Genomic DNA, 21,012 nt, shown 5'->3' with positions numbered 1-21,012 from the left:
GAGCAGGCTCGCTCCTACAGGGGAAATGGGTGGTGATCAGGCGCGCAGCGTACGGGTCATGCGCAGTGCCAACAGACTGCCGCAGACAATCACACCCGCCAACAGGTACAACGCCGCATCGGTCGAACCGGTGCTGTCCTTGACCCAACCCACCAGGTACGGGCTGAGGAAGCCGGCCATCTGCCCCATCGAGTTGATCAGCGCCAGGCCGCCAGCCGCCGCGCCGGCACTGAGCAGGGCGGTCGGCACCGGCCAGAACATTGGCAGGCCGGTGAGGGCGCCCATGGTGGCGATGGTCAGGCCGAGAATCGCGATGGCCGGGTTGGCGGCGAAGTTCACCGCGATCAGCAGACCCAGTGCCCCCATCAGCATCGGCACCACCAAATGCCAACGACGTTCCTGGCGCAGGTCCGCCGAACGGCCCACCATCAGCATGAACACCGCAGCCAGCAGGTACGGAATCGCACTGAGCCAGCCGATCACCAGGTTATCGCTGAAGCCCAGGTTCTTGATGATCGATGGCAACCAGAAGTTGATTGCGTACACGCCACTCTGGATGCAGAAGTAGATCAGGCCGAAAGCCCAGATCGCCGGGTTCTTGAACACCGCCAGCAGCGAATCGGTCGTGGTTTTCGGCTTGTTCGCCAGATCTTCGGCGTGGTCGGCTTCCAGCACCGAGCGCTCGAACGGGGTCAGCCACTTGGCGTTCGCATAGCTGTCGCTGAGCAGGAAGTAAGCCAGCGCACCGAGGATGACGGTGGGAATGCCTTGCAGCATGAACATCCACTGCCAGCCAGCCAAACCACCTTGGCCTGCGCCGAAGTGGTTGAGAATCCAGCCGGAGAACGGACTGCCGAGCAGGCCGGAGACCGGGATCGCCGACATGAACAAGGCCATGATGCGGCCACGGCGGAAGGTCGGGAACCACTGCGAGAGATACAACACCACGCCCGGGAAGAACCCGGCTTCGGCCGCGCCGGTGAACAGGCGCAGGGTATAGAACTCGGTCGGCGTGGTGACGAACAGCAGGCAGGTCGACAGGCTACCCCAGGTGATCATCATCAGCGCGATCCAGCGCCGTGGGCCGAATTTGGTCAACGCCAGGTTGCTTGGCACGCCGCACAGAACGTAACCGATAAAGAAGATGCCGGCGCCGAGGCCGTACACGGTCTCGCTGAACTTCAGCGCGTCGAGCATCTGCAGTTTGGCAAACCCAACGTTCACCCGGTCGAGGTAGTTGAACAGGTAGCAGATGAAAATGAAGGGGATCAAGCGCAGGGTGATGCGCTTGTAGACGGCGTTTTTGTCGTCAGCGATGGCGTCGGACGCTACGGCGCTCTGTGTCATGGCGGCTCTCTCTTTATTATGATTTTTTGCGATGCAAAGGGTAACGTTGATCGCCCCCAGAGTCTCGACCACCCTCAGGGTGGCTGTCTTTGTGCCTGAGCACAGGGTTTGCAACCAAGGCCTGTGCGGGTGAACAACCCGTTCCATCACTGTCTTCAAGGATCACTTGCATGTTCGAACTCGATCACGACCTGGCCCAGGACATCGTCGACCGGGCGATGGCCATCCTGCCGTACAACGTCAATGTCATGGACAGCCAGGGCTTGATCCTGGGCAGCGGCGAGCCGGAGCGGGTCAACACCCGGCATGAAGGCGCGCAACTGGTCTTGGCCAATGGCCGGGTGGTGGAGATCGATGCGCAGACGGCGATTCATCTCAAGGGCGTGCAGCCGGGCATCAACCTGCCGCTGATGCTCGATCAGCGCCTGATCGGCGTACTGGGTATCACTGGCGAACCCGAGCAACTGCGCACCTACGCCGAGCTGGTGCGCATGACCGCCGAAATGCTGGTGGGCCAGCGCAATCAGCAGGCCGAACAGCAATGGCGGCGCCAGCGCTGCGATGACCTGCTGGCGTTGTTGCTCAGCGAAGCCGGGGATGCTCCGCGACTGGTCGATGAAGCGCAGCAGTTGGGCCTCAAGCCCCAGATGACCCGGGTGCCGTACCTGTTCGAACTGGGCCTGGAGCACGCTCCGGGGCAAACAGTCGAGGCACTCAGCGCCTGGTTGACGAGCCGTCACCCCGACAGTTGGTGCGTGAGCTCGGCCAAGACCTCGTTGCTCTGGTGCCGGCCGGCGAGCCAGACGGTGGAGAACGAGCGCTTGCTGGACAAGCTCGACGGCCTGGGCTGGAACATCCTGCGCATTGCCGTGGGTGGGCAGGCCGATGGCCTTTCGGGCTTGCGTCGCTGCTATCGCCGGGTCGGTGACTTGCTGGCCTACGGGCGCGAAGTGTTGCCGCGCTCCCGATTGCTGACGCTCAATCGCTATCGGCTGCCGGTGATGCTGTGGCGCCACCGCAACGACGACGCCCTCGACGAATTGCTCAATCCGCTGCGCAAGGTTATTGCCAAGGACAACAACGGTCAGCTGTTGGCAACCCTGCGCAGCTGGTGCGAACACGATGGCCAGAGCCAGGCCTGCGCCGATGCACTGGGCATCCACCGCAACAGCCTGCGCTATCGCATGGAACGGATTGCCGAGCTGAGCGGGGTTGATCCGTTGCGGCTGGACGGCATGCTGGCGTTGTATCTGGGTGTGCAATTGCTGCCCCAGACAGACACTAGCCTGTGAGCCAGGCAATGCCCCTGTAGGAGTGAGCCTGCTCGCGATGGCGGCGTATCAGTCAGCATTGATGTCGCTGACACTCCGCCATCGCGAGCAGGCTCGCTCCTACAGGGAATGCGTTCCTCCACGGGCTTTGTGGAAATGAACAATAATCCTCAACACCGCTTGTGCAGCGGCCCGGCGTTATTGTTCATGGCGGCTGGCAGCATGTGGGCATTGGAACTGGAGAATTCCCATGAAAATCGTGATCGCCCCCGACTCGTTCAAGGACAGCCTCAGCGCCCAAGGCGTGGCCGATGCCATTGCATTGGGATTGGCCCAGGTCTGGCCTGATGCCCAATTGATCAAATGCCCGATGGCCGACGGCGGGGAAGGGACTGTCGAGTCGATCCTGGCGGCGTGCGATGGCGAACTGCGCCGCAATGAGGTGCGCGGGCCTTTAGGGGCTACGGTGAATGCAGCCTGGGGCTGGTTGCCCCAGAGCCACACCGCGATCATCGAAATGGCCGAGGCCAGCGGTTTGCAATTGGTCCCGGTGGCGCAACGGGATGCGTGCATCAGCAGCACCTTCGGGACCGGGCAATTGATCCGCGCCGCACTGGATGCCGGTGCACAACGGGTGATCCTGGCGATTGGCGGCAGCGCGACCAATGACGGCGGCGCCGGTGCCATGCAGGCCTTGGGCGTGAAACTCCTCGACTTCCAGGGGCAGACGCTGTCACCGGGCGGCCTCGCCCTAACGCAGTTGGCCCGTGTTGACCTGGGCGAGATTGATCCGCGCCTGGCCCAGGTGCGCTTCGACATCGCCGCCGACGTCAACAATCCTCTGTGCGGCCCCCACGGTGCCTCGGCGATCTTCGGCCCGCAAAAAGGCGCCTCGCCCGTGCAGGTCGAGCAACTGGACCGCGCCCTGGGGCACTTTGCCGACCATTGCGCGCAAGCCTTGAACAAGGACGTGCGCGACGAGCCGGGCAGTGGCGCGGCGGGCGGCCTGGGGTTTGCTGCCAAGGCGTTCCTCGGTGCGCAATTCAAGGCGGGCGTTGAAGTGGTAGCCGAACTCGTGGGCCTGGCCGACGCCGTTGCAGGCGCCGACCTGGTGATCACCGGTGAAGGGCGTTTCGATGCGCAAACCCTGCGCGGCAAGACGCCCTTTGGTGTGGCGCGGGTCGCCCGGGAACACGGCGTGCCGGTCATCGTCATCGCCGGTACGTTGGGCGAGGGCTATCAGGCACTGTACGAGCATGGCATCGACGCTGCGTTTGCCTTGGCGAGCGGGCCGATGACCCTTGAGCAGGCCTGCGCCGAGGCGCCGCGTTTGCTGCGTGAGCGGGCGACCGATGTGGCGCGGGTCTGGCGGGTGGCCAGCCGGTAAACGTTTGAACACCACAAAACCTGTAGGAGTGAGCCTGCTCGCGATGGCGGTGTATCAGTCAGCATTGATGTTGACTGACAGTCCGCTATCGCGAGCAGGCTCGCTCCTACAGGTTCATCCATTCCTACTCAGGCGGGTCAATCTGATCCAGCACCCGGTTCGCCGTGATCTCCGCCAGCATCACGCTGTTGGAAATCCCCAGCAGCGCATTGCGCGATCCCCCATCCAGATGATCCACCAACTGATGGACCATCACGTCGACTGACGCCAGCGTTTCCACCAGGTAAACCACCAGGGTTTCGGTCGTCACTTCAGGGTTCACGGTAAACAGTGAACCGGGGGTGGCAGCTGTGCGCAAGTTAGTCGACCGGCAAGGAAAGCAAAACCGGCGCGCCCGAGGACGCCAAGCGCACAGCTACCATCAAGCGCAGGCAAAAACCTGACTGATGATGCTTGTGCGACCGCTTTACCTTAGCCGGGCGACTAAACCCGATCACTGATGAGCAGTGACGCGAATCAAGTTACCGATGGGCTCCAAGGCGCACAAGCCGGCGGATTCTGGCGTAAGCGTAGGCAATGGCGCAAGGTCCTGTGGCTTTCATGAAGTAACCTTAAACACCCTTAAACAAGTGCTGGCAAGGTGCCGTATTGCGCGATTTGAGATAGGGTTGTCGCCAGGAATACGCGCGACAGGAGAACGCCATGCGCTACTCAGCCTTGACCCAACGAATCGCCGGTGACGGAGCGGCGGCCTGGCAGATTCACGATCGAGCGCTGGCGCTGCGCGAGCAGGGTGTCGATGTCTTGCTGCTGTCGATCGGCGACCCGGATTTCGACACCCCAAAACCCATCGTGCATGCGGCCATCGACAGTTTGCTGGCCGGCGACACCCACTACCCGGCGGTGCGCGGCAGCCAGGGTTTGCGCGACAGCATCGCCCGGCATCATCGCCAGCGTAGTGGCCAGGCAGTGGATGCGCAGCACGTGATCGTCTTCCCCGGGGCGCAGTGCGCGGTGTATTCGGTCGTGCAATGCCTGCTCGATCCGGGGGACGAAGTGCTCGTCGCCGAACCGATGTACGTGACCTACGAGGGCGTGTTCGGTGCCTGCGGGGCGAAAGTGGTGCCGGTGCCGGTGCGTTCGCAGAATGGCTTTCGGGTCGATCCGGCGGATGTCGCGGCACTGATCACACCGAACACCCGCGCGATGTTGCTCAACAGTCCGAACAACCCCTCCGGCGCCAACCTGCCGCTGACGACCTGGAAAGCGCTGGCCGCATTGTGCATTCGCCACGACCTGTGGTTGATCAGCGACGAGGTGTACAGCGAGTTGCTGTTCGAGGGCGAACACATCAGCCCCGCGAGTTTGCCGGGCATGGCCGAGCGCACGGCGACCATCAACAGCCTGTCGAAATCCCATGCTATGAGTGGCTGGCGGGTGGGTTGGGTGATCGGGCCGCAATCGCTGTGTGAACATTTGGTGAATCTGTCGTTGTGCATGCTGTTCGGCATTCCGGATTTCATCCAGAACGCCGCGCAATTGGCGCTGGATGAAAACCTGCCACACGTGGCGCAGATGCGAGAGGAATATCGCCTGCGTCGCGACCTGGTGTGTGCCAGCCTGGACCTGTGCCCTGGCATCCGGGCGATTCGCCCCGATGGCGGCATGTTCGTGATGGTCGACGTGCGCCAGACCGGGTTGTCGGCCCAGCATTTTGCCGAGCGACTGCTGGACGGCTATGGCGTGTCGGTGCTGGCCGGGGAGGCCTTCGGGCCAAGTGCGGCCGGGCATATTCGCATCGGCCTGGTGGTGGACCGGCCGAAGCTGGCGGATGCCTGCCGACGTATCGTGATGTGTGTAACGAACATGCTTGAAGGGCGGCGGGCCTGAGTTTTTTTACTTCGGCTTGAGCGTCCCATTGCCCGTTTCAATCTCGTTTAAACGCACTGCATCGTGCAAAAAAAAGCGCGGGTACCTGTCAACTTTGACAGTATCGCGTTGTAAAAAACTGCCGTTTAATTCGCTCAAGGTCCAGTTACCGAGCAGAGCGAAGGGACAGTGTTGTGCTTGCCCGATGTCTCGATCTGCCAGACAGGCTTGGTGGCCATTGCGTGCGCAAGGGTCGAAGTGTTGTTCATGGGAGAACGATGTCATGGCGAGTCAAGACAGCAAGCAATCATTAGCCGCATGGAGTCAACGTGTACCCGGGCGCAATGGCCCATTGGCGTTCGACGAGCCGGATGTCAGTACTGTAACGATGCCCGGAAACCCGCCAGGCCTGTTCCCTCGGGCGTCACTGGATGCCGGAATCGGACTGGAGATTAAAGCCTGGGCAACGCTACCAACTGATGACGGTGAAATTGAAAGCGTGATACTCCAGATTGCGCGGCCTGGCAGTGATGAATACGAAGATGTTGCAACTGTCACCTACACCCACGGTACGTCGACTTTCCCTTTGCCGATCACCCTCCCGGCTGCATTTTTGTTGAAGCCTGAAAACGAGGGGGCATTCAATATCCGCTACGAGCATGTGAACTGGGTCGGGACGTCTGCCTGGTCGGTAGATGTACCGGTCTTTATCGACAAGACCCCGCCCAACGGTACAGCGGCACCTGACAAGATTACATTTTCAATTGCACCGCCCTTTACTGAGGACAAACTTGCCGGGTTGACGGACGTTGATGGCACTATCCCCGTCTGGGCCGGGGCTGCGCAAGGCGACAGGGTGGCCTTTGCCTGGATGAAGGACCGGCTACCCGAAGACCCGAACGATATTGTTCCGATTGCCGTGGTCGAGTTGGGGCCGGACCGAAAGGTGAAGTTCCCGGTTGCGCTCATTCGCTCACTGGGTGACGGTGGGTTCTGTGGTGGCTATACCATTTTCGACAAGGCGGGTAACCGCAGCAGGATTTCGTTGTATGACTTGATCCCCGTTGCGCTAGGCACCCTTCCGCCAACGCCCTACCCCGCACCGAGTGTGCCGGAAGCGGTCCCCAAAGGTTATGTCGATCGAAACGACGCGCTTCAGGGTGTTCACGTCGAGTTCGCCAGCATTCTGCATGCGAAGAGCACCGATGAGGTCGAGATCATCTGGAATGGGGTAGCGTTGGATTATAAGACGCCGGTCGGTTCTAGCCCAGGTAATACCATCAGTATCGGTGTGAGCTGGGTACACATGCGTGACCAGTACGGCGCCGCGACCGGAGCTGTTTCCACCCCCATTGAATACAAGTTGTACCGCGGCATACTCGAACTGGGTGGTGCGTCCGGCACGGTGATGGTCAATTTCGAAACCACAGGCCCTGGCAATCCCGATCCGTGGCCTGGCAACCCGTTGCTGCTGCCGCTGGATGTGTTTGGTAAATCAAACGTTGCCAACAAATTGGTTGCCAGTGATGAGGACGAGCTCATCGAAGCGGTGATCGAACTGGTCGATCCAATTGCCGATGGCGACAAATATCAGGTGCTGTGGAATGGTGTTCCAATCGGCGCCCCCTATGTGATTAATATCGCCAACGATACCGCCGGCGACGAGATTCGAATCGAACTGGATTGGGACGTGATCCGCCGGCAAGGCAACAATCCGAAAATGCCGGTGACGTACTCCCTGTCCAATCCTGCCATCGCCAACCCTCAAGAGCCAAAGGACCCAACCGAGGTTGGAATCGAGTTTCTGACGGTGAACTTGCCGGTTGCCCAGCCACAACATCTCATCAACGGCAGATTGACCTGTCGATCGCTGCATACAGAAGGCGGCAAGATGGGCTTCCAATACCTTATTCCAGCCAGCGACTATCTCAAGGAAGGGATGATGGTGAGCGTGGAGTGGAAAGCCTACACCACATATGCCAACCCTCAACCCGTGCCGGGAGCCGGCAAGACCGCAACGCTTGGTCCTGTCACGGCCGAGCAGGAAGCCAACGGCTTGATGTGGCTGATCGAGCCCTATGACACGCACCTGTTACCGACCTGGGGAGGCCCCACTGATCAGGAAGGCAAGGGCGAAGTGATTTACACCCTTGTTGTCGACAGCGTACCCGTGCCATCGCCAGCATCAGACACGCGGGTGGTGCTCTCGGCGGGATCGGGAACTTGTGTCATTCCGTGAAGTGAAAACAGGCAGGAGCAAACCCTCAGTGATCCGTGTCATGGGGCACGGACCCATCGCTTTGATTCGGCGATGGGCGTCGAAACCGGTGGTAAAAAATCCTACAGGATCTTAAGGATACTCCCGCATTTCAATCAGTTGTTACTGGATATTCTGCGTCGTCTTTGTAGTTCGGATCATCACAGCCTGTAGGGCTGATCCGGTTTTTTTCGTCCAGAAATCATGGAGCCTGTTATGGCTGGCACGCGTTTGTTCACCCTGAGCCCCCTGTCTCAAATCTTGAAATTGTTGTCCTTCGCTCCGCTGATGTTACTCGGCGAGCACGCTGTATCAGCGACTCGCACGGTCAATGCAACAACGCTCGGCATCGATGGCAGCGCTGCGTTCGACAGTTATCGATTGATCAACGCCGCCACGTTGAATGCCAACGGCGCCCGGACACAAGATATTAGAGTCAGCAGTGGTTCCAACTTGAACCTGACCGACAGTCAAGTGCAGGGCACTGGAACCAACAATGGCATTCATCTGGATGCAGGCACCGCCACCATTACCGGCAGCGCTATCAGCAGCGACCGGATCGGCCTGGTACTCAGTCACGATGCCGCCAACACCAGAGGCTCTGTCGTGCAAGTGAACAGCAGCACCATCTCCGGTGGGCAAAACGGAGCGACGGTCAATGCCATGAGCACACTGACACTGACCGGCAGTACGGTGACGGGGGGCAGCGCAGCGGGCTTGCGTTTGTTCAATGGTACGGTCAATGCCAATGACAGCACCATTGTCGGTGCCAAGAACGGTGTTCAAATCAATTTCGATCCGGCGATTGATGCCCCCGGCACGCTGAATCTCAGAGGCTCTCACGTCATCGGGCGTGACGGCTCGGCCATTATTGTCGACCCGCTGAGCACTGGGACCGTATCGGCCAATATCGCCGTACTCGATGGCTCGACCCTGACGGGCAGCAATGGCGTATTGATGGAAGTCGTCAGGGGCGCCGAAGGCAATCTGCGTGTAGGTAACAGTCATCTGGTGGGCGATATCGTTGCCGATGGCAGCAGCACCGCCAATGTAACCCTGGAAAACTTCGCCACCCTGACCGGTCGCCTGGAAAACGTGCAGAACCTGGCGGTCAACAGCGATGCCCGATGGATAATGGTCGGCGATGGCAGTGTTGAAAACCTGGCCTTGAATGGTGGCGGCGTACAGTTCGGCAACCCTGGGGAATTCTTCAAGCTCTCTGTGGGAACGTTGTCGGGGGAGGGCGGTACGTTCTACATGCACCACGACTTCACCACCGGCCAGATCGATACCCTTACGGTCACCGGCAACGCCAGCGGCAACCATGTGATAGCGCTCGACAGCAGCGGCACTGAACCGCAGGCTCCGGCATCGACCGCAGTCGTCCATATCGGCTCGGGGGATGCGACGTTCAAACTGGCCGGCGGTGCTGTCGACCTTGGTGCGTTTTCCTACGACCTGATCAAGCAGGGCGACAACGACTGGTTTCTGAATACGGCTACAAAAACCATCAGCCCGGGTACTCAATCGGTGATGGCGCTGTTCAATGCCGCGCCTACTGTCTGGTACGGTGAACTGAGCACTTTGCGCAGTCGCATGGGCGAAGTACGCATGGACAACGGCAAGGCCGGTGGATGGATTCGGGCCTATGGCAACAAGTTCGATGTCAGCGCCAGTTCTGGTGTGGCCTACCAGCAAACCCAGCAGGGGTTGTCGTTCGGTGCCGATGCTCCCTTGCCGTTGGGTGACGGGCAGTGGTTGGTGGGGCTGCTGGGTGGTTACAGCAAGTCCGACCTGAACATGGCCCGTGGCTCCAGTGGCACGGTTGATAGCTACTATCTGGGTGCCTACACCACCTGGCTGGATGAGCCGAGCGGGTACTATTTCGACGGCGTGCTCAAGTTCAACCGCTTCCAGAATGAGTCCGACGTACGACTCAGCGACGGCACAAAAGCCAAAGGTGATTACAACAACAATGGCGTCGGTGCGTCGCTCGAATTCGGCCGGCATATCAAGTTGGCCGACGATTACTTTGTCGAGCCTTTTACCCAGCTTTCGGGTGTAGTCGTCAAGGGTGCCAGTTACAACCTGGACAACGGCATGTCCGCCGAGGGTGATCGCGCGCGCTCCTTGCTCGGCAAGGTCGGTGCCACAGCCGGACGCAATTTCAATCTGGGTGAAGGCAAAGTCGTGCAACCGTACCTGCGGGCGGCTTATGTGCATGAGTTCGCCGAGAACAACGATGTCGAGGTCAACAACAACCCGTTTAAAACCGATCTTTCGGGCTCCCGTGGTGAGCTGGGAGCGGGGGTCGCCATGACCCTGACCGACAAGGTCTCGGTGCACGCCGATTTTGATTACAGCAACGGCGACAAAATCGAGCAGCCTTGGGGTTTCAACGTTGGTGCGCGTTACAGCTGGTAATTGAACCTCTGAAGTAGCCAGCCATTACTGCCGAGTGCCGTCATTGATGACGGCACTCGGCGCTCCCGAAAACGGAGCTGAGTGTTGATTGCGCTCGGGGCTCTTTGACTCTGCGAGTCTCCAGCGTTCGGCACTCGGCGCAGGAGATATCCATGTCATCAGAGCAAACCGTTGTGCCGCTGCCGCCACCGACCACAGTCCCTGCTCCCTTGAGCAATGTCGTGGGCGGGGAAACCAATCTGTTGCACCGAACGGCCTGGAGTGACCCGAACAATCCACTCAAGGTGTGCTTCGATCCATGGGAAAACTCGCAACCGTCCGTGGGGGATCCGGAGTCAGTCCAGATCCTCCTCAATGACGTTGAAATCGGCCGCAAGGAGTGGACCGCACCCATCCCCCCCAGCGATCTTTTTGTTGCCATCAGCGAAGACAAGCTCCCCTCGGGTGTACACGAACTTCGCTATATCGTGACGATCTGGAGTGGGACGCCTCATGAGTCGGATCCACTCGTGATCACCGTTGATAAAAACGGGCCATTGCTCAATCCATCCAGTGCATTTGTTTTTCCTTCTGCCGTACTCCCGCCCAACACGCTCACCGCTCGCTACCTTGAACAAAACAACGATGAGGTAAAGGTGGACCTGCCTGTTTATACAACGCCGCGTCCCTGGGACTGCATCACCTGGTATTGGGGGGAAACCCGGGGCAACCTGAATAAGGGGGGGGTCATTGAACTTGATGAAAAAAACTACGAGCTGCCCGTGGTAGTCACCATCGAGGGCCAATTGATACGGGATCGCAAGGACGGCCTGCGTTATGCCTGGTACGAGGTGTCCGACCGTGCAGGTAACGTGAGTCGACCGCCTTCCGATCCTGTTGAGCTGGACGTTGCCGCGACCCCGATACCTCGTAACCTGCCATGGCCTACCGTTGAGAAAGCGTCGGGCGCGGGAGAGCAACAGACGCTGGATCCATTGCTGGCTACGACAGGTGCGGTGGTGGAAATCCCGGTAGACGCGGTGATTTATCCAGGCGAACGAATGTGGGTGCAGTGGGGTGAGCCCGGAACCCTGGGTGCACGTCGGATTGAGCAGCCCATCTCTCCGGGACAGCGCCGCTATCAGGTCGACATGCAGGCAGTGGCCGCTCACATCGGCAAGACCTTATCAGTGCAATACCGCGTAATTGACGAGCAGGACGGGGAGCATTTTTCCTTCCGCCGCCAGCTTCAGGTTCAAACCATCCCGAGCAATCGCTTCGAGGCTGTGCGATGTGACGGGCTGACCGGTGGCAACCTGCGTTATAGCGCGGTTGCACCCGTGGGGGCCCGGTTGACGCTGGCTAAATGGAGTTTAATCACAACGGATCAATGGATCATGATCACCATGACGGGAGTCGGCACATCGGGGGATCTGGTGTTCGAAGCGATCAGGAAACGTGCGATCACGGCGCAGGAAGTCGTAGGCGGGATTGGTTTCAGTACCGATATCAGAGTCCCCAAGGCATTCCTCAATACGCTGCGGCGCAATGCGCCTTTAACGGGCAAGGTCTATCTGAGCTTTGATGGCGGACAAACATGGCCGCCTTTGGCAGCGCCCAATTTTCCCCTGCTGCAATTGACCTTAGTTGACTAGCCGTCAGCAGTCAGGGCCCCGTATCAACGGGGCCGGGTGCGCGCTATTTGTAGGTCAGCGTGAAGTTCAAGGCACCTTTGGCGTCGCCCGGCTTGACGTTCGCTCTTGACTCTATCTGGTAAAAACGCGCGGCAAAGTCGAGTACGGTGTCACCGGTGGTGATTTGCTGTATCGGGACTTCCGTGTTGAGCTCCACGGGTGTCGACCTGTCCCCTCTGAGCAGTTGAATACCGATGCCTTTGGCACCGGACGCCGGAGTCAGGCTGAAAACGCCGGGAATTGCCGGGATGACAGGTGATGACCCGCCGCTACCCTCGAAGCGGAGATTGGCGGTGGCGATGTTGGTGTTGGTGTCGTCCGCGACGCAAGCACTCAAGGTGATGTTGAACGCAACAGCGCTCGTGACATGACCAGGGCCGGAAAAGTCGGCAAGGTTCCAGTCTCCCAACTGTACCGGGTCGGCACTGACTTTGTTGCTGCCGCAATGAGCCTGGATGACCGTGCCGCTCAGTCCGACCCGAAAGCTCTTGCCCGGGATACCCGATAAGGCGCCGCTAAACAGTTCCTGTCCGGTCAGTGTTTGTGGGCCAGGGGCAATGGGCCCCGTCTTGATCAGCGTGATGTAGCTTTCAAGGTTGGCGAAGTTCAGCTGCGCTGTTCCCATTGGACGCTGATGGTGGGCGCTGAAGGGAACCGTGGAATCTCCCGTGTCAGGGGTGAATGCATTCGTTGCACTGTCATTGAACGGGAATCCCAGTTCAAATCTGGCTCCGACCCCTGGAATGTTGGTGGGCAACAGCGTGTGCACCGCTCCGTATGTACCGCTTCCGGAAGGCAGGCCCTGAACAGGAGGCACGCTGGTTTGTGCGTTGAAGGTCAGGCGAACACTGCCATCGTTATCACACATAATGTTGCGCCTTTCATTGTTGTCGGTTCGCTTGAACCGTCGGCTGCCGATAATGCTGCCGACAGGGGCATCCCGGGGGATGTAAACGCTTCCAAGGTCCTGGATGAACGTCATTGTCCCGCTCCCGTTGGCGCCCCATTCGCAGGTATTGTTAGCCGCTGCGGCAAGATGCACCTGGCACCCGGCCGCGAGCCCCAGCAGCCCGGTCAAACAGTGTAAGGAACGTTTCATATTGTTTCTCCCGAGTGGGGCAGGCAGGCAGTCAGGGGCTTGGCCCGTGGCGTGTATTTCGATTTTGCAGTGGTCAGCGACATGTCAACTCCTGCATTCGATAGCCTTGCGCCTGATCCATTTGCTGGGGGTCGATGTGCAATTGACATTGAGGTTCAACGTGCTCGCCCCAGCTCACATTCACCACTTGGGGCTCGGCGCTGGTCGAGAGCAAGACCTGGCCCGCCTGACCCACCATGCCGATGACCGTGCCTTTTTCATCGGCCAGCTGTGCGCCGAACGGCAATGTTTGACCACTGACGGTTCGCCCGGTGATGAGCAGACGGGTGACGGTCCGCGCGGGGAAGGAGGCCTTGACCACGGCGCCGCGCCTTGGCACGACCTGAGTGGTGCCGTTATCGATTTCTACTTCGGGGCCCAACTGATCGGTTTGCAGTACCAGTTGATTGTTCCGATAGGGACGCAGGTGCGGCGCGAGGGCATAGCCGCGTTCATTGGTCTTGACGCCGACGGCATTCAATACGCCGACACCGGCAATGCCGGGTACCTCCACCAATGCGGTAGTCTCGCCCAGATAAGGCCCGGCCTCGACACCATCGGCATGCAGCAGTAACGCGCCGCTGGCATTGAGTGAAACGTTACGGTAGTCCTGGCCTTGGGTCAGGCCGGCGCCAAGGCTGCCGAAGGGGGCCTGATAACCGAGCGACAGTGCTGCCGATTGCCCACTGTCCTCATGGCTGACCGATGCCTGGTAATTGAGGCGGTTTTGGTCGGTGCTGCCGCTGAGGCTGGCGCGCTGGGCAAAATGTTCGCCATTTTTCTGGGCGTCGAACGTTGCATTGGCCGAGTGGCCGAAATCCAGCGGCATCGTGACGCTCAAGCCGACCTGCCGGTCGTTGCCCCTGGACGAGTTGAGCGATTGTGACGCGAACAGGTTCAAACCGACGCCTTGGAACTGGGTACTGGCGTTGAGTTGGTATTGCCGCTGTGTTTGGCTGCTTTGCCAATAGTCCTGCTGTGACAGCGTCAGGCTCAAGGCACTGCTGGCGCCGATGCTCTGGTAGATCGAGGCTTCCAGCCGGCTGCGGCGGCTGCCGTACCAATGGGAGTCATGGCTTCGCTGGCGCACGGCTTCATCGAAGTCCCGATAGCCTTCGGTAGAGTAGCGGTAGCCGGCAAAACGCAGATTGGTGTTGGAGGCGAAGGACTTGCCGTATTTCAGCGCATAACTCATGCCTTGGACCTGTGGCGAATCCAGCGTATCGATATCGGCACTGGAGTGCGTGAGGTCCAGAGACAGGGCGCCGAACCTACCCAGATCCCGGGCTGCACCAACAGTCCCGGCCCGGTAGAAATCGCTGGCCATCAGGCCGCCATACAACGTCGAGTGCCACCCCGTTCCCATGGCCAGGGTGCCTTGCCAGAGCAGTGGCTGCTCGAGATTCTGCGCGCCGTTGTAGCGACCCAGGGCTGTGCTATAACGCCAAACGCCCTCGCGCAGCAGATTACCGACGCTGGCAAAGGATTGGGTAAAGCGCCTGACCTGACCATCGGCCTCTGTCAGTACGATCTCCAGTTCGCCACTTCCGCCATTGGTACTCAGGTCATCGATTTCATATGGGCCGGGGCTGACATAGGTGGTGTAGATGGGATATCCGTTCTGGAAAACTTCAAGTTTGGCACGTGTTTGTGCGACGCCGCGGATCACCGGTGCGTACCCTTGCAGGACATCCGGCAGCATGCCCATGTCCGAACCGATCAACGCGCCCTTGATGGGCAGGCTTCTGAATACGTCGCCGCTGGTGAAGGTTTCGCCCAGTGTCAGGTTGGCGTGGGTGCCGGGCAGGTCGCGTTGCGCATAGGCATAGGCACGGGCCCATTCACGCTTGCCGTCGTCGTTCTGGCGCAACGATTGGTTACTGCGCAAGCGCCAGGGTCCCAGATTGATGCCGCTGTTGAGATACAGATCATCGGTGTTTTGCCGGCCGCGATAACGGTTGGTGCCTTGCTGCGCCGTCGCCTGATAGTTGACAAATGCGGCATTGATGCCGTGGTCCCAACGTTCGGGGTCGATCTGACCGTGCACATCACGGCGCATGGCGATATGCGGGATGGAAATTGCCAGTAACAGCTGACTGCCATCAAAGTCGATTTCGGCGCCGGGGATCATTGCCTGTAGATCGACGCAACGGGTTGTCAGTCGCTCGGGTTCGGCGATGCTGTCGAGCCGTACACCCATCTGACCCAGCAGTTCGGCGCTCAGGCAGGGCGTCAGTTGATTGCCCTGGGGGCTGAGGATGAACTCGATTTCTCGTTGGCCGAAGTACGACAGGTTGACTTGTATCTCGACCAGATAGCGCCCCGGTCCCAGATCGTGTGTTTGAGCCAGGATCTGTAGCGCTTGCTGGCCCGCACTGCTTGCATGATCCGGGCTCTGGCGCATGAAGCTTGATTGAAATTCAACAGGGGGGGCTGCCTGTGCGAGCCTCGGCTCAGCGAGCGTGGCGCCGCTGTAACCCACCACAAGCACGTGAACAAGGTGCAGCCGCGGTGTGCGTCGGCACTCAAAGGATAGGGGGATGGTCATGGTCGGGGGCGCACTGTCTCAAGGGGTAATCTGAACGGGCAGGTTCAGCTGTGCGGAATTACCGCCGAAATCGTTGATGGCCGAGAACTCGACCTGCAGTCCCTTCGAAGGCACTGTTCCCGACAACACAAAGGTCTGCCGCGACAGTGGCGCCACCATTTCGGCTTTCTCGACAAGTTGGCTGTGGTCATTACCCTTGACGGCAAGGCGGGCAAACGTCACGTGGAAGGGGGTCGGGTTGAACACCTCCAGCTGCGTTTTGCCGTCGGCCCGGCGAATGGACCACTGCAGGTCCTTGAGCCGGGCCATGGGGTTGTCCTTGAGCTGGCTTGGGCGATAAAACAGCTTGATTCGGGTGCGCAGGGCGATGTTCAGGACATTGCCCGCCTCTGGATTGGCCTGCGGAATTTCCTGAACATTGAAGTAAAACAAGGATTCCCGATCTGTCGGCAGATCGTTCGGCAGGCCATTGATCTGGACTTGTTGCTCCTTGCCGGGGTTGAGCCGGAACAAGGGTGGGGAAGGCATGAACGGCACCGCCGTGGTTGCATCATCGGCGGCGGTGTTGACCCAGGTTTGCACGGCGTATATCCGTTTGCTGGGGTTGGCGACTATCAATGACGTATTGCGTTTGTTGCTCTCAAACACCACACGCGTGCCGCTGAGTGTCAAGGCGGCCTGGGCGGCGGGAATGCTGGTCGCCAGCATGATTGCAGACATGCAGACGCCAAGGGCAGGCCGGGAAGCGGCCGCCTGCTTGATCAAACCGAACATGGTTCATTACCTTTTTTCAGGTGTAAGCGACTGCTGGACAGCGCTTGGTGCCCTCCCTGGCGATGTGGGTGGCAAAGGAGGGCAGGGGGCGGGGATTAGTTGATGTCGACGACGAACTGCACGTCGGCCGAAGCCCTACCGGCCGTCACTGTCGTCGCTGTCGAGCGGTAGGTTGCGTAGAACAGCAGGTCGGTCGGGCCGGAATCGTTCAGGTCGTAATCGGGTGATGAGGTGCCCGGAACCAGTGGAGTGCCGCTTCTATCCTTGAGAGCGATCACCACGTCCTTGGCAGCGTCTGGGGTGGGGGTCAAGGCAAAGTAACTGCCGCTAGGGTCGGGGGTGCCGTTGAACTTCACGCTAGCCTTGCTGTTCGCGGTGATGTTGCAGCCTGAATTGTCCGGCACGCGCAGCGCAAAGCTCTTGCCCCCGTGTTCCTGACCGGTCGCGGTAAAACGGCTGGCTGCAACACTGCCCATTTTTACCTGGTTGCCAATGGAGTTGTCCGCCGGGTTGACGACTTCAATCGGGCAGGAACCGGAGGTGATCTGGCCCTCGAAGTTGATGGTGCCGGTATTGGCGAATGCCGAAGTGCCGGCCACGCCTGCAGCCAGGCCGAGGGAAAGTGCGAGTAGCGACTTTTTCAAAATATTAGTCCTTTTATTGACACAGTGCCGGCGTTCTAAAGGTCGAGACGCCGCCGTTGTTGCACTGTTTAGCGAGGGGTAAGTTGGGGGAGTGCAAGTGTCTCGATGGGAGGAATTCTAGGAGGCGGGAGGGGGGAGGGATATGAGAGAACTCTCAGTTGAATTTATGTTGAAATTGATTCGAGAGAAATGCTGAAAGGTGTTTGCGGAGGGGCGTTGAGTTTAAGATAGTGGCAGTAAGGGAACGTGCAACCTGTAAGTGGTTGCACGCTCGTGTGAGAGACTTGACGTTAGTGGTGGGGGCTAAAAATAAAGTAGATTATTTTCGAGTTGGACCATCTGTCGTAAAAATCCTATTCTGGAGATCTACAATCCATTCTCCTTTTGAATTTCGTTTGGATTTAGGGAAAGTATCCGGTATAGACGAACGTCGTAGTGCGGGGGCAGGGGCAGCGGGTGTAATGTCGGGCTGTATTGATTGATTGTCATTGTTACTAGGCAAAATATTGGGCAATGAATTACTGCGTTGACTAAGGTTGTCGGTGAATTGGTTAAAATCCAACTCGTCAGAATCACTAACGTAGATTGAATTTTGACGGCCTGGCCCCTGTTGGCGACCAAGTGCGCTTTCATCTGTTAAGTTTTCTATATTGCGTATGTAGTTAGAATTCGGGCCTGATGAACCAGAATCGTTACTTCCACTTTGGCTTGGTGGAGGGCTAGGTTTATCGGGGTTATCCGGATTACCCCTGCTAAAAAACGCGGCCCCGCTAATTAAACCCCCAAGAATTGTAAGACCTGAGCCAACGTAAAAAGCTGTTTCATCGTCAGCAATAGTTCCGTACGTGGCGACGGCGGCACCTATCGATGTAATGATTGCACCGATCACCAAAGCAGCGAAAACCCATCCGGCGGCGGGAACAAAGATGGCGGCGGCGATTGCAGCTACGGCAATGGCAACAAAACCAAGAATACTGACTATTTTTCCAAGTAACGATGTCCCTTTAGGTTGTTCGATGGGATCGATGTATCCGGGGTTATCCGGGCGCGTGTAAGTTGCACGATGACCGCTCGGATCACGGAATGTAATGGGGTTTCCCAGGCAATAGGCATAAGGGTTGAGCCCGCCCGAGCCAAACGGGCTGAACGAATCAGGGCTGTGAAAGCGCATCAGGTTCGGGTTGTAGGCACGATAGCCGCGACCCAGCAAGTACCAGCCAATGACCTCCTCGCACACCTCACTGTTGAACGCCAGCAGACTGCGCATTTCGCCTTCGCTGCTGCTGCGTACACCGTAGGCGTTGTAGACCGCCGTGTTGACACCCGATTGCAAGCATTCGCCAATGACATTCGGGCTGCCGTCCGTCATCAGCAGCATCGTCTGGGCGTGATCATCCACTTGCTGCTGACCCAGTGGGCGATTGCCATCGAACAGGTATTGTATGTGCGTCGTATCCTGGCGAGTGTGGCTGAGGTTGTAGCCCTGGTAAAAGCGCAGCGTTTCGCTTTCGTTGCCCCGACGAACACCCACCAGATGGTTGTGCCCGTCATAGCGGTAGGTCATCAGGGTTTGCTGGCCCGTCGGATCCTTGACGGCAATCAGGCGACCCTGGTTGTCGTAGACCATGCGCCTGTTGGCTTCGTCATTGAGCATATGGCCGTTGGCGTCGTACTCGAATGTCTGGCTGGGGGAATAGCCGCCGTCAGTGTAGGTGTGAGTAATTTTCTTTAGCTGACAAGGATCATTGGGGCGGTCGGGGAAGTCTTCATCGATATAGAAGAATCGCGCGACATCGCTGAGCCCGTTTTCGAATTGCGTGACCACGCGTTGAACATTGTCCAGCGCATCAAACGTGAACACCTGGCTGACAATCGAGTTGCCATAAGCATCCTGCGGCAGGTGTTTTTGGGTGCCCGAGCACTTGTGATGCACCAGTCGGTTGCGCTGGTCATACACGAACTCTTCGGTGAGCAGGCTGCGCCCGTCCGCGCTAAGGTGGCGGCTTTTGAGCTGGTTGTCGCCCTGCCAGGTCTGGGTGATGGTGAAGGGTGGTTGATGGCTGACGTTCAGGATACGTTCAACTTCGCGACCCTGAGTGTCGTATTGCACATCAGCGACCAGCGTGACGCCCGTTACTTCGTTTCGGCTGGTGGTACGCTGAACCTGCCCCAGCGCATTGTATTCGAAATCGGCTTTCAACTTGCCCTGGGTGACCGAACTCACTCGTCCGTATTCGTCATAGGTGTGCACGGTATCCAGGCCACCGGTGATGCTGCGGCTGAGCTGCCGCCCCAGGAGGGAGTTGACGTAGTGGGTCTCCATCGTGTTGTCGTCTGTATCGGTCCAGCTTTCATGCTCCAGTTGGCCGCCAGGGGTATAGCGGTAAGCACGAAGTCCCTGGTTATTGGTGGCTTTGACGATGCCCCCGGTCTTGGGGTCATAGACGTACGTCGCCGGCTGATCTTCGCCCGCTTTGATGGTTGTCGGCTGCCGGGTCAGTTCGGGCTTGTATGTATAGTCGAACGTTTGCAGCGGGGTGATGCGCTGGCTTGGCTGCATTTGCGAACCTGTGTAGCGATATTGCTCGATTCGCGGGTTATCCGAGTCGCCGATGCTCACTTCAGTCAGGCGCAAGAGACTGTCAAATTTTTGCTGGCCGACCGTCACTTCGGGGGCAGAGTTGGGTTTGACGTTCAAGCGAGTGACCTGCTGGTCAATACTTTGCTCTGCGAACTCTCGCTGGATTACGGTGTTGTCGGCGAGCCTAGTTGCCTCCACACGATTCCACGCATCGTAGGCAAAGTGCGTCGAGCTCTCGATATCATCGTACAGCTCGTCTTGTTGAACGCAATTGCTCTTGCCGTCGTAGTGAAAGCGAGCGACCCCAACGGTGGGCAATCCGGCATCCTTCAGTAGTTGCTTGAGGTGCTCGATCACCGAGCGCGCGGGTTCCTGGCGGCACAGTTCGATCAATGGCTGCGCGTCCAGTCGTTCAACACGATCAACCTTGCCGAAATCGTTGTACTCGCTCCCTGTCAGGTTACTGATAGTGATCGTTGACTGAGCGCCTGCTGTCTCCAGCCAGCTGTATTCGATCGGCCCCTTCCTGCCAAAAGGCGACCACAAGAGATTGCTCACGCTACTGTCCGGATTAATGGTACGACAGACGACGCCCCAGGCGTCGTACTCGAACTGTTGGCGCAACGGGATGGATTGTCCATCGAGCCAGTCGTAGCGGGTTTCTTCGACACGGTTGTCCAGCGCATCATAGTTGGCTGCAAAAACCTGCCGAGGTGTTTCCGTTTTCTCAGCGTAATCCTGGTAAATCACTCGCCCCTGACCGTCGAAACGGGTGCAGCTCGTCACGCCACTGACTTCCGTGACGCTTTGTGACGCCTGTTGACCGTCGGCCGAAGTCAGGCTGTAGGTGTAGATGCGCTCGCCTTTAACATCAGGAAAATTCGGTGAGACGATTTCCCTGGTCACCCGCCCCAGCGCGTCATACTGACGTAGCAGTTCTACGCCGTCGAGGTCAGTGGAGAGCACCGTTTCACCAGTGATTAGCGAGTGCTGCTTTGACATCGCTTTCTGGATACCGTCAAAACCGGCGAACAGTTCAGTGGTTTTCAGCACAGTTTCTCCAGCCAGTGCGCTGGACAGCCTTTCGTACTGATAGGAG

Annotated in this window: 12 protein-coding genes and 1 pseudogene; 6 read left to right on the top strand and 7 right to left on the bottom strand. The window is 58.8% G+C overall.

Annotated features, from left to right (window positions below):
• Positions 1–36 precede the first annotated feature (36 nt).
• Positions 37–1,347 (bottom strand): MFS transporter, encoded by a 1,311-nt coding sequence (locus VC35_RS27395; RefSeq protein ID WP_046043814.1) that lies wholly within the window; start codon positions 1,345–1,347, stop codon positions 37–39.
• 170 nt (positions 1,348–1,517) lie between these two features.
• On the opposite strand from VC35_RS27395, the gene VC35_RS27390 reads away from it, so the two are divergent.
• A complete protein-coding gene (locus VC35_RS27390) occupies positions 1,518–2,639 on the top strand; it encodes a sugar diacid recognition domain-containing protein (RefSeq protein ID WP_046043813.1) in 1,122 nt (373 codons plus the stop codon).
• Positions 2,640–2,868: 229 nt separating this feature from the next.
• Complete coding sequence (locus VC35_RS27385) at positions 2,869–4,005, top strand: glycerate kinase (RefSeq protein WP_046043812.1); 1,137 nt, start codon at positions 2,869–2,871, stop codon at positions 4,003–4,005.
• Positions 4,006–4,129: 124 nt separating this feature from the next.
• On the opposite strand, the pseudogene VC35_RS27380 reads toward VC35_RS27385, so the two are convergent.
• Positions 4,130–4,357: pseudogene (locus tag VC35_RS27380) on the bottom strand (DUF6124 family protein); the annotation flags it as partial.
• A 350-nt stretch (positions 4,358–4,707) separates the two neighbouring features.
• On the opposite strand from VC35_RS27380, the gene VC35_RS27375 reads away from it, so the two are divergent.
• The 4 genes from VC35_RS27375 to VC35_RS27360 all read left to right on the top strand — a co-directional run bounded on the left by VC35_RS27375 (position 4,708) and on the right by VC35_RS27360 (position 12,189).
• On the top strand, positions 4,708–5,895 hold the full coding sequence (locus VC35_RS27375) for a pyridoxal phosphate-dependent aminotransferase (protein ID WP_046043810.1): 1,188 nt from the start codon (positions 4,708–4,710) through the stop codon (positions 5,893–5,895).
• 262 nt (positions 5,896–6,157) lie between these two features.
• A complete protein-coding gene (locus VC35_RS27370; protein WP_046043809.1) occupies positions 6,158–8,113 on the top strand; it encodes a hypothetical protein in 1,956 nt (651 codons plus the stop codon).
• A gap of 234 nt (positions 8,114–8,347) precedes the next feature.
• Positions 8,348–10,555 carry an autotransporter outer membrane beta-barrel domain-containing protein gene (locus VC35_RS27365; protein WP_046043807.1) on the top strand — a complete coding sequence of 736 codons (2,208 nt, stop codon included), beginning with the start codon at positions 8,348–8,350 and terminating at the stop codon, positions 10,553–10,555.
• A gap of 152 nt (positions 10,556–10,707) precedes the next feature.
• On the top strand, positions 10,708–12,189 hold the full coding sequence (locus VC35_RS27360; RefSeq protein WP_046043806.1) for a hypothetical protein: 1,482 nt from the start codon (positions 10,708–10,710) through the stop codon (positions 12,187–12,189).
• A 43-nt stretch (positions 12,190–12,232) separates the two neighbouring features.
• Here VC35_RS27360 and VC35_RS27355 read toward each other — a convergent pair whose 3' ends face one another.
• From VC35_RS27355 to VC35_RS27335, 5 genes are all read right to left on the bottom strand, one after another.
• On the bottom strand, positions 12,233–13,327 hold the full coding sequence (locus VC35_RS27355; protein WP_046043805.1) for a fimbrial protein: 1,095 nt from the start codon (positions 13,325–13,327) through the stop codon (positions 12,233–12,235).
• 73 nt (positions 13,328–13,400) lie between these two features.
• The gene (locus tag VC35_RS27350) at positions 13,401–15,914 is read right to left on the bottom strand and encodes a fimbria/pilus outer membrane usher protein (protein WP_046043804.1); all 2,514 of its coding nucleotides are present in this window, start codon (positions 15,912–15,914) and stop codon (positions 13,401–13,403) included.
• Between the two features lie 18 nt (positions 15,915–15,932).
• Positions 15,933–16,688, bottom strand: coding sequence for a fimbrial biogenesis chaperone (locus VC35_RS27345; RefSeq protein ID WP_046043802.1), 756 nt, complete (start codon positions 16,686–16,688; stop codon positions 15,933–15,935).
• A 95-nt stretch (positions 16,689–16,783) separates the two neighbouring features.
• Positions 16,784–17,332 carry a fimbrial protein gene (locus VC35_RS27340; protein WP_046043801.1) on the bottom strand — a complete coding sequence of 183 codons (549 nt, stop codon included), beginning with the start codon at positions 17,330–17,332 and terminating at the stop codon, positions 16,784–16,786.
• Between the two features lie 319 nt (positions 17,333–17,651).
• Positions 17,652–20,966, bottom strand: a complete 3,315-nt coding sequence (locus VC35_RS27335) for an RHS repeat domain-containing protein (RefSeq protein ID WP_185754872.1) — start codon at positions 20,964–20,966, stop codon at positions 17,652–17,654.
• Between the last annotated feature and the right edge of the window lie 46 nt (positions 20,967–21,012).

It is taken from the genome of Pseudomonas fluorescens, assembly GCF_000967965.1.
GTDB lineage: Bacteria > Pseudomonadota > Gammaproteobacteria > Pseudomonadales > Pseudomonadaceae > Aquipseudomonas > Aquipseudomonas grandcourensis.
The sequence above is the reverse complement of the archived record's forward strand: the minus strand, read 5'-3'. Positions and strand labels throughout refer to the sequence as shown.

Excerpts from the sequence above, each read along its gene's own strand:
- VC35_RS27345 (WP_046043802.1), bottom strand. The coding sequence starts at position 16,688 with ATGTTCGGTTTGATCAAGCAGGCGGCCGCTTCCCGGCCTGCCCTTGGC.
- VC35_RS27395 (WP_046043814.1), bottom strand. The coding sequence starts at position 1,347 with ATGACACAGAGCGCCGTAGCGTCCGACGCCATCGCTGACGACAAAAAC.
- VC35_RS27355 (WP_046043805.1), bottom strand. The coding sequence starts at position 13,327 with ATGAAACGTTCCTTACACTGTTTGACCGGGCTGCTGGGGCTCGCGGCC.
- VC35_RS27375 (WP_046043810.1), top strand. The coding sequence starts at position 4,708 with ATGCGCTACTCAGCCTTGACCCAACGAATCGCCGGTGACGGAGCGGCG.
- VC35_RS27365 (WP_046043807.1), top strand. The coding sequence starts at position 8,348 with ATGGCTGGCACGCGTTTGTTCACCCTGAGCCCCCTGTCTCAAATCTTG.
- VC35_RS27370 (WP_046043809.1), top strand. The coding sequence starts at position 6,158 with ATGGCGAGTCAAGACAGCAAGCAATCATTAGCCGCATGGAGTCAACGT.
- VC35_RS27385 (WP_046043812.1), top strand. The coding sequence starts at position 2,869 with ATGAAAATCGTGATCGCCCCCGACTCGTTCAAGGACAGCCTCAGCGCC.
- VC35_RS27390 (WP_046043813.1), top strand. The coding sequence starts at position 1,518 with ATGTTCGAACTCGATCACGACCTGGCCCAGGACATCGTCGACCGGGCG.
- VC35_RS27350 (WP_046043804.1), bottom strand. The coding sequence starts at position 15,914 with ATGACCATCCCCCTATCCTTTGAGTGCCGACGCACACCGCGGCTGCAC.
- VC35_RS27360 (WP_046043806.1), top strand. The coding sequence starts at position 10,708 with ATGTCATCAGAGCAAACCGTTGTGCCGCTGCCGCCACCGACCACAGTC.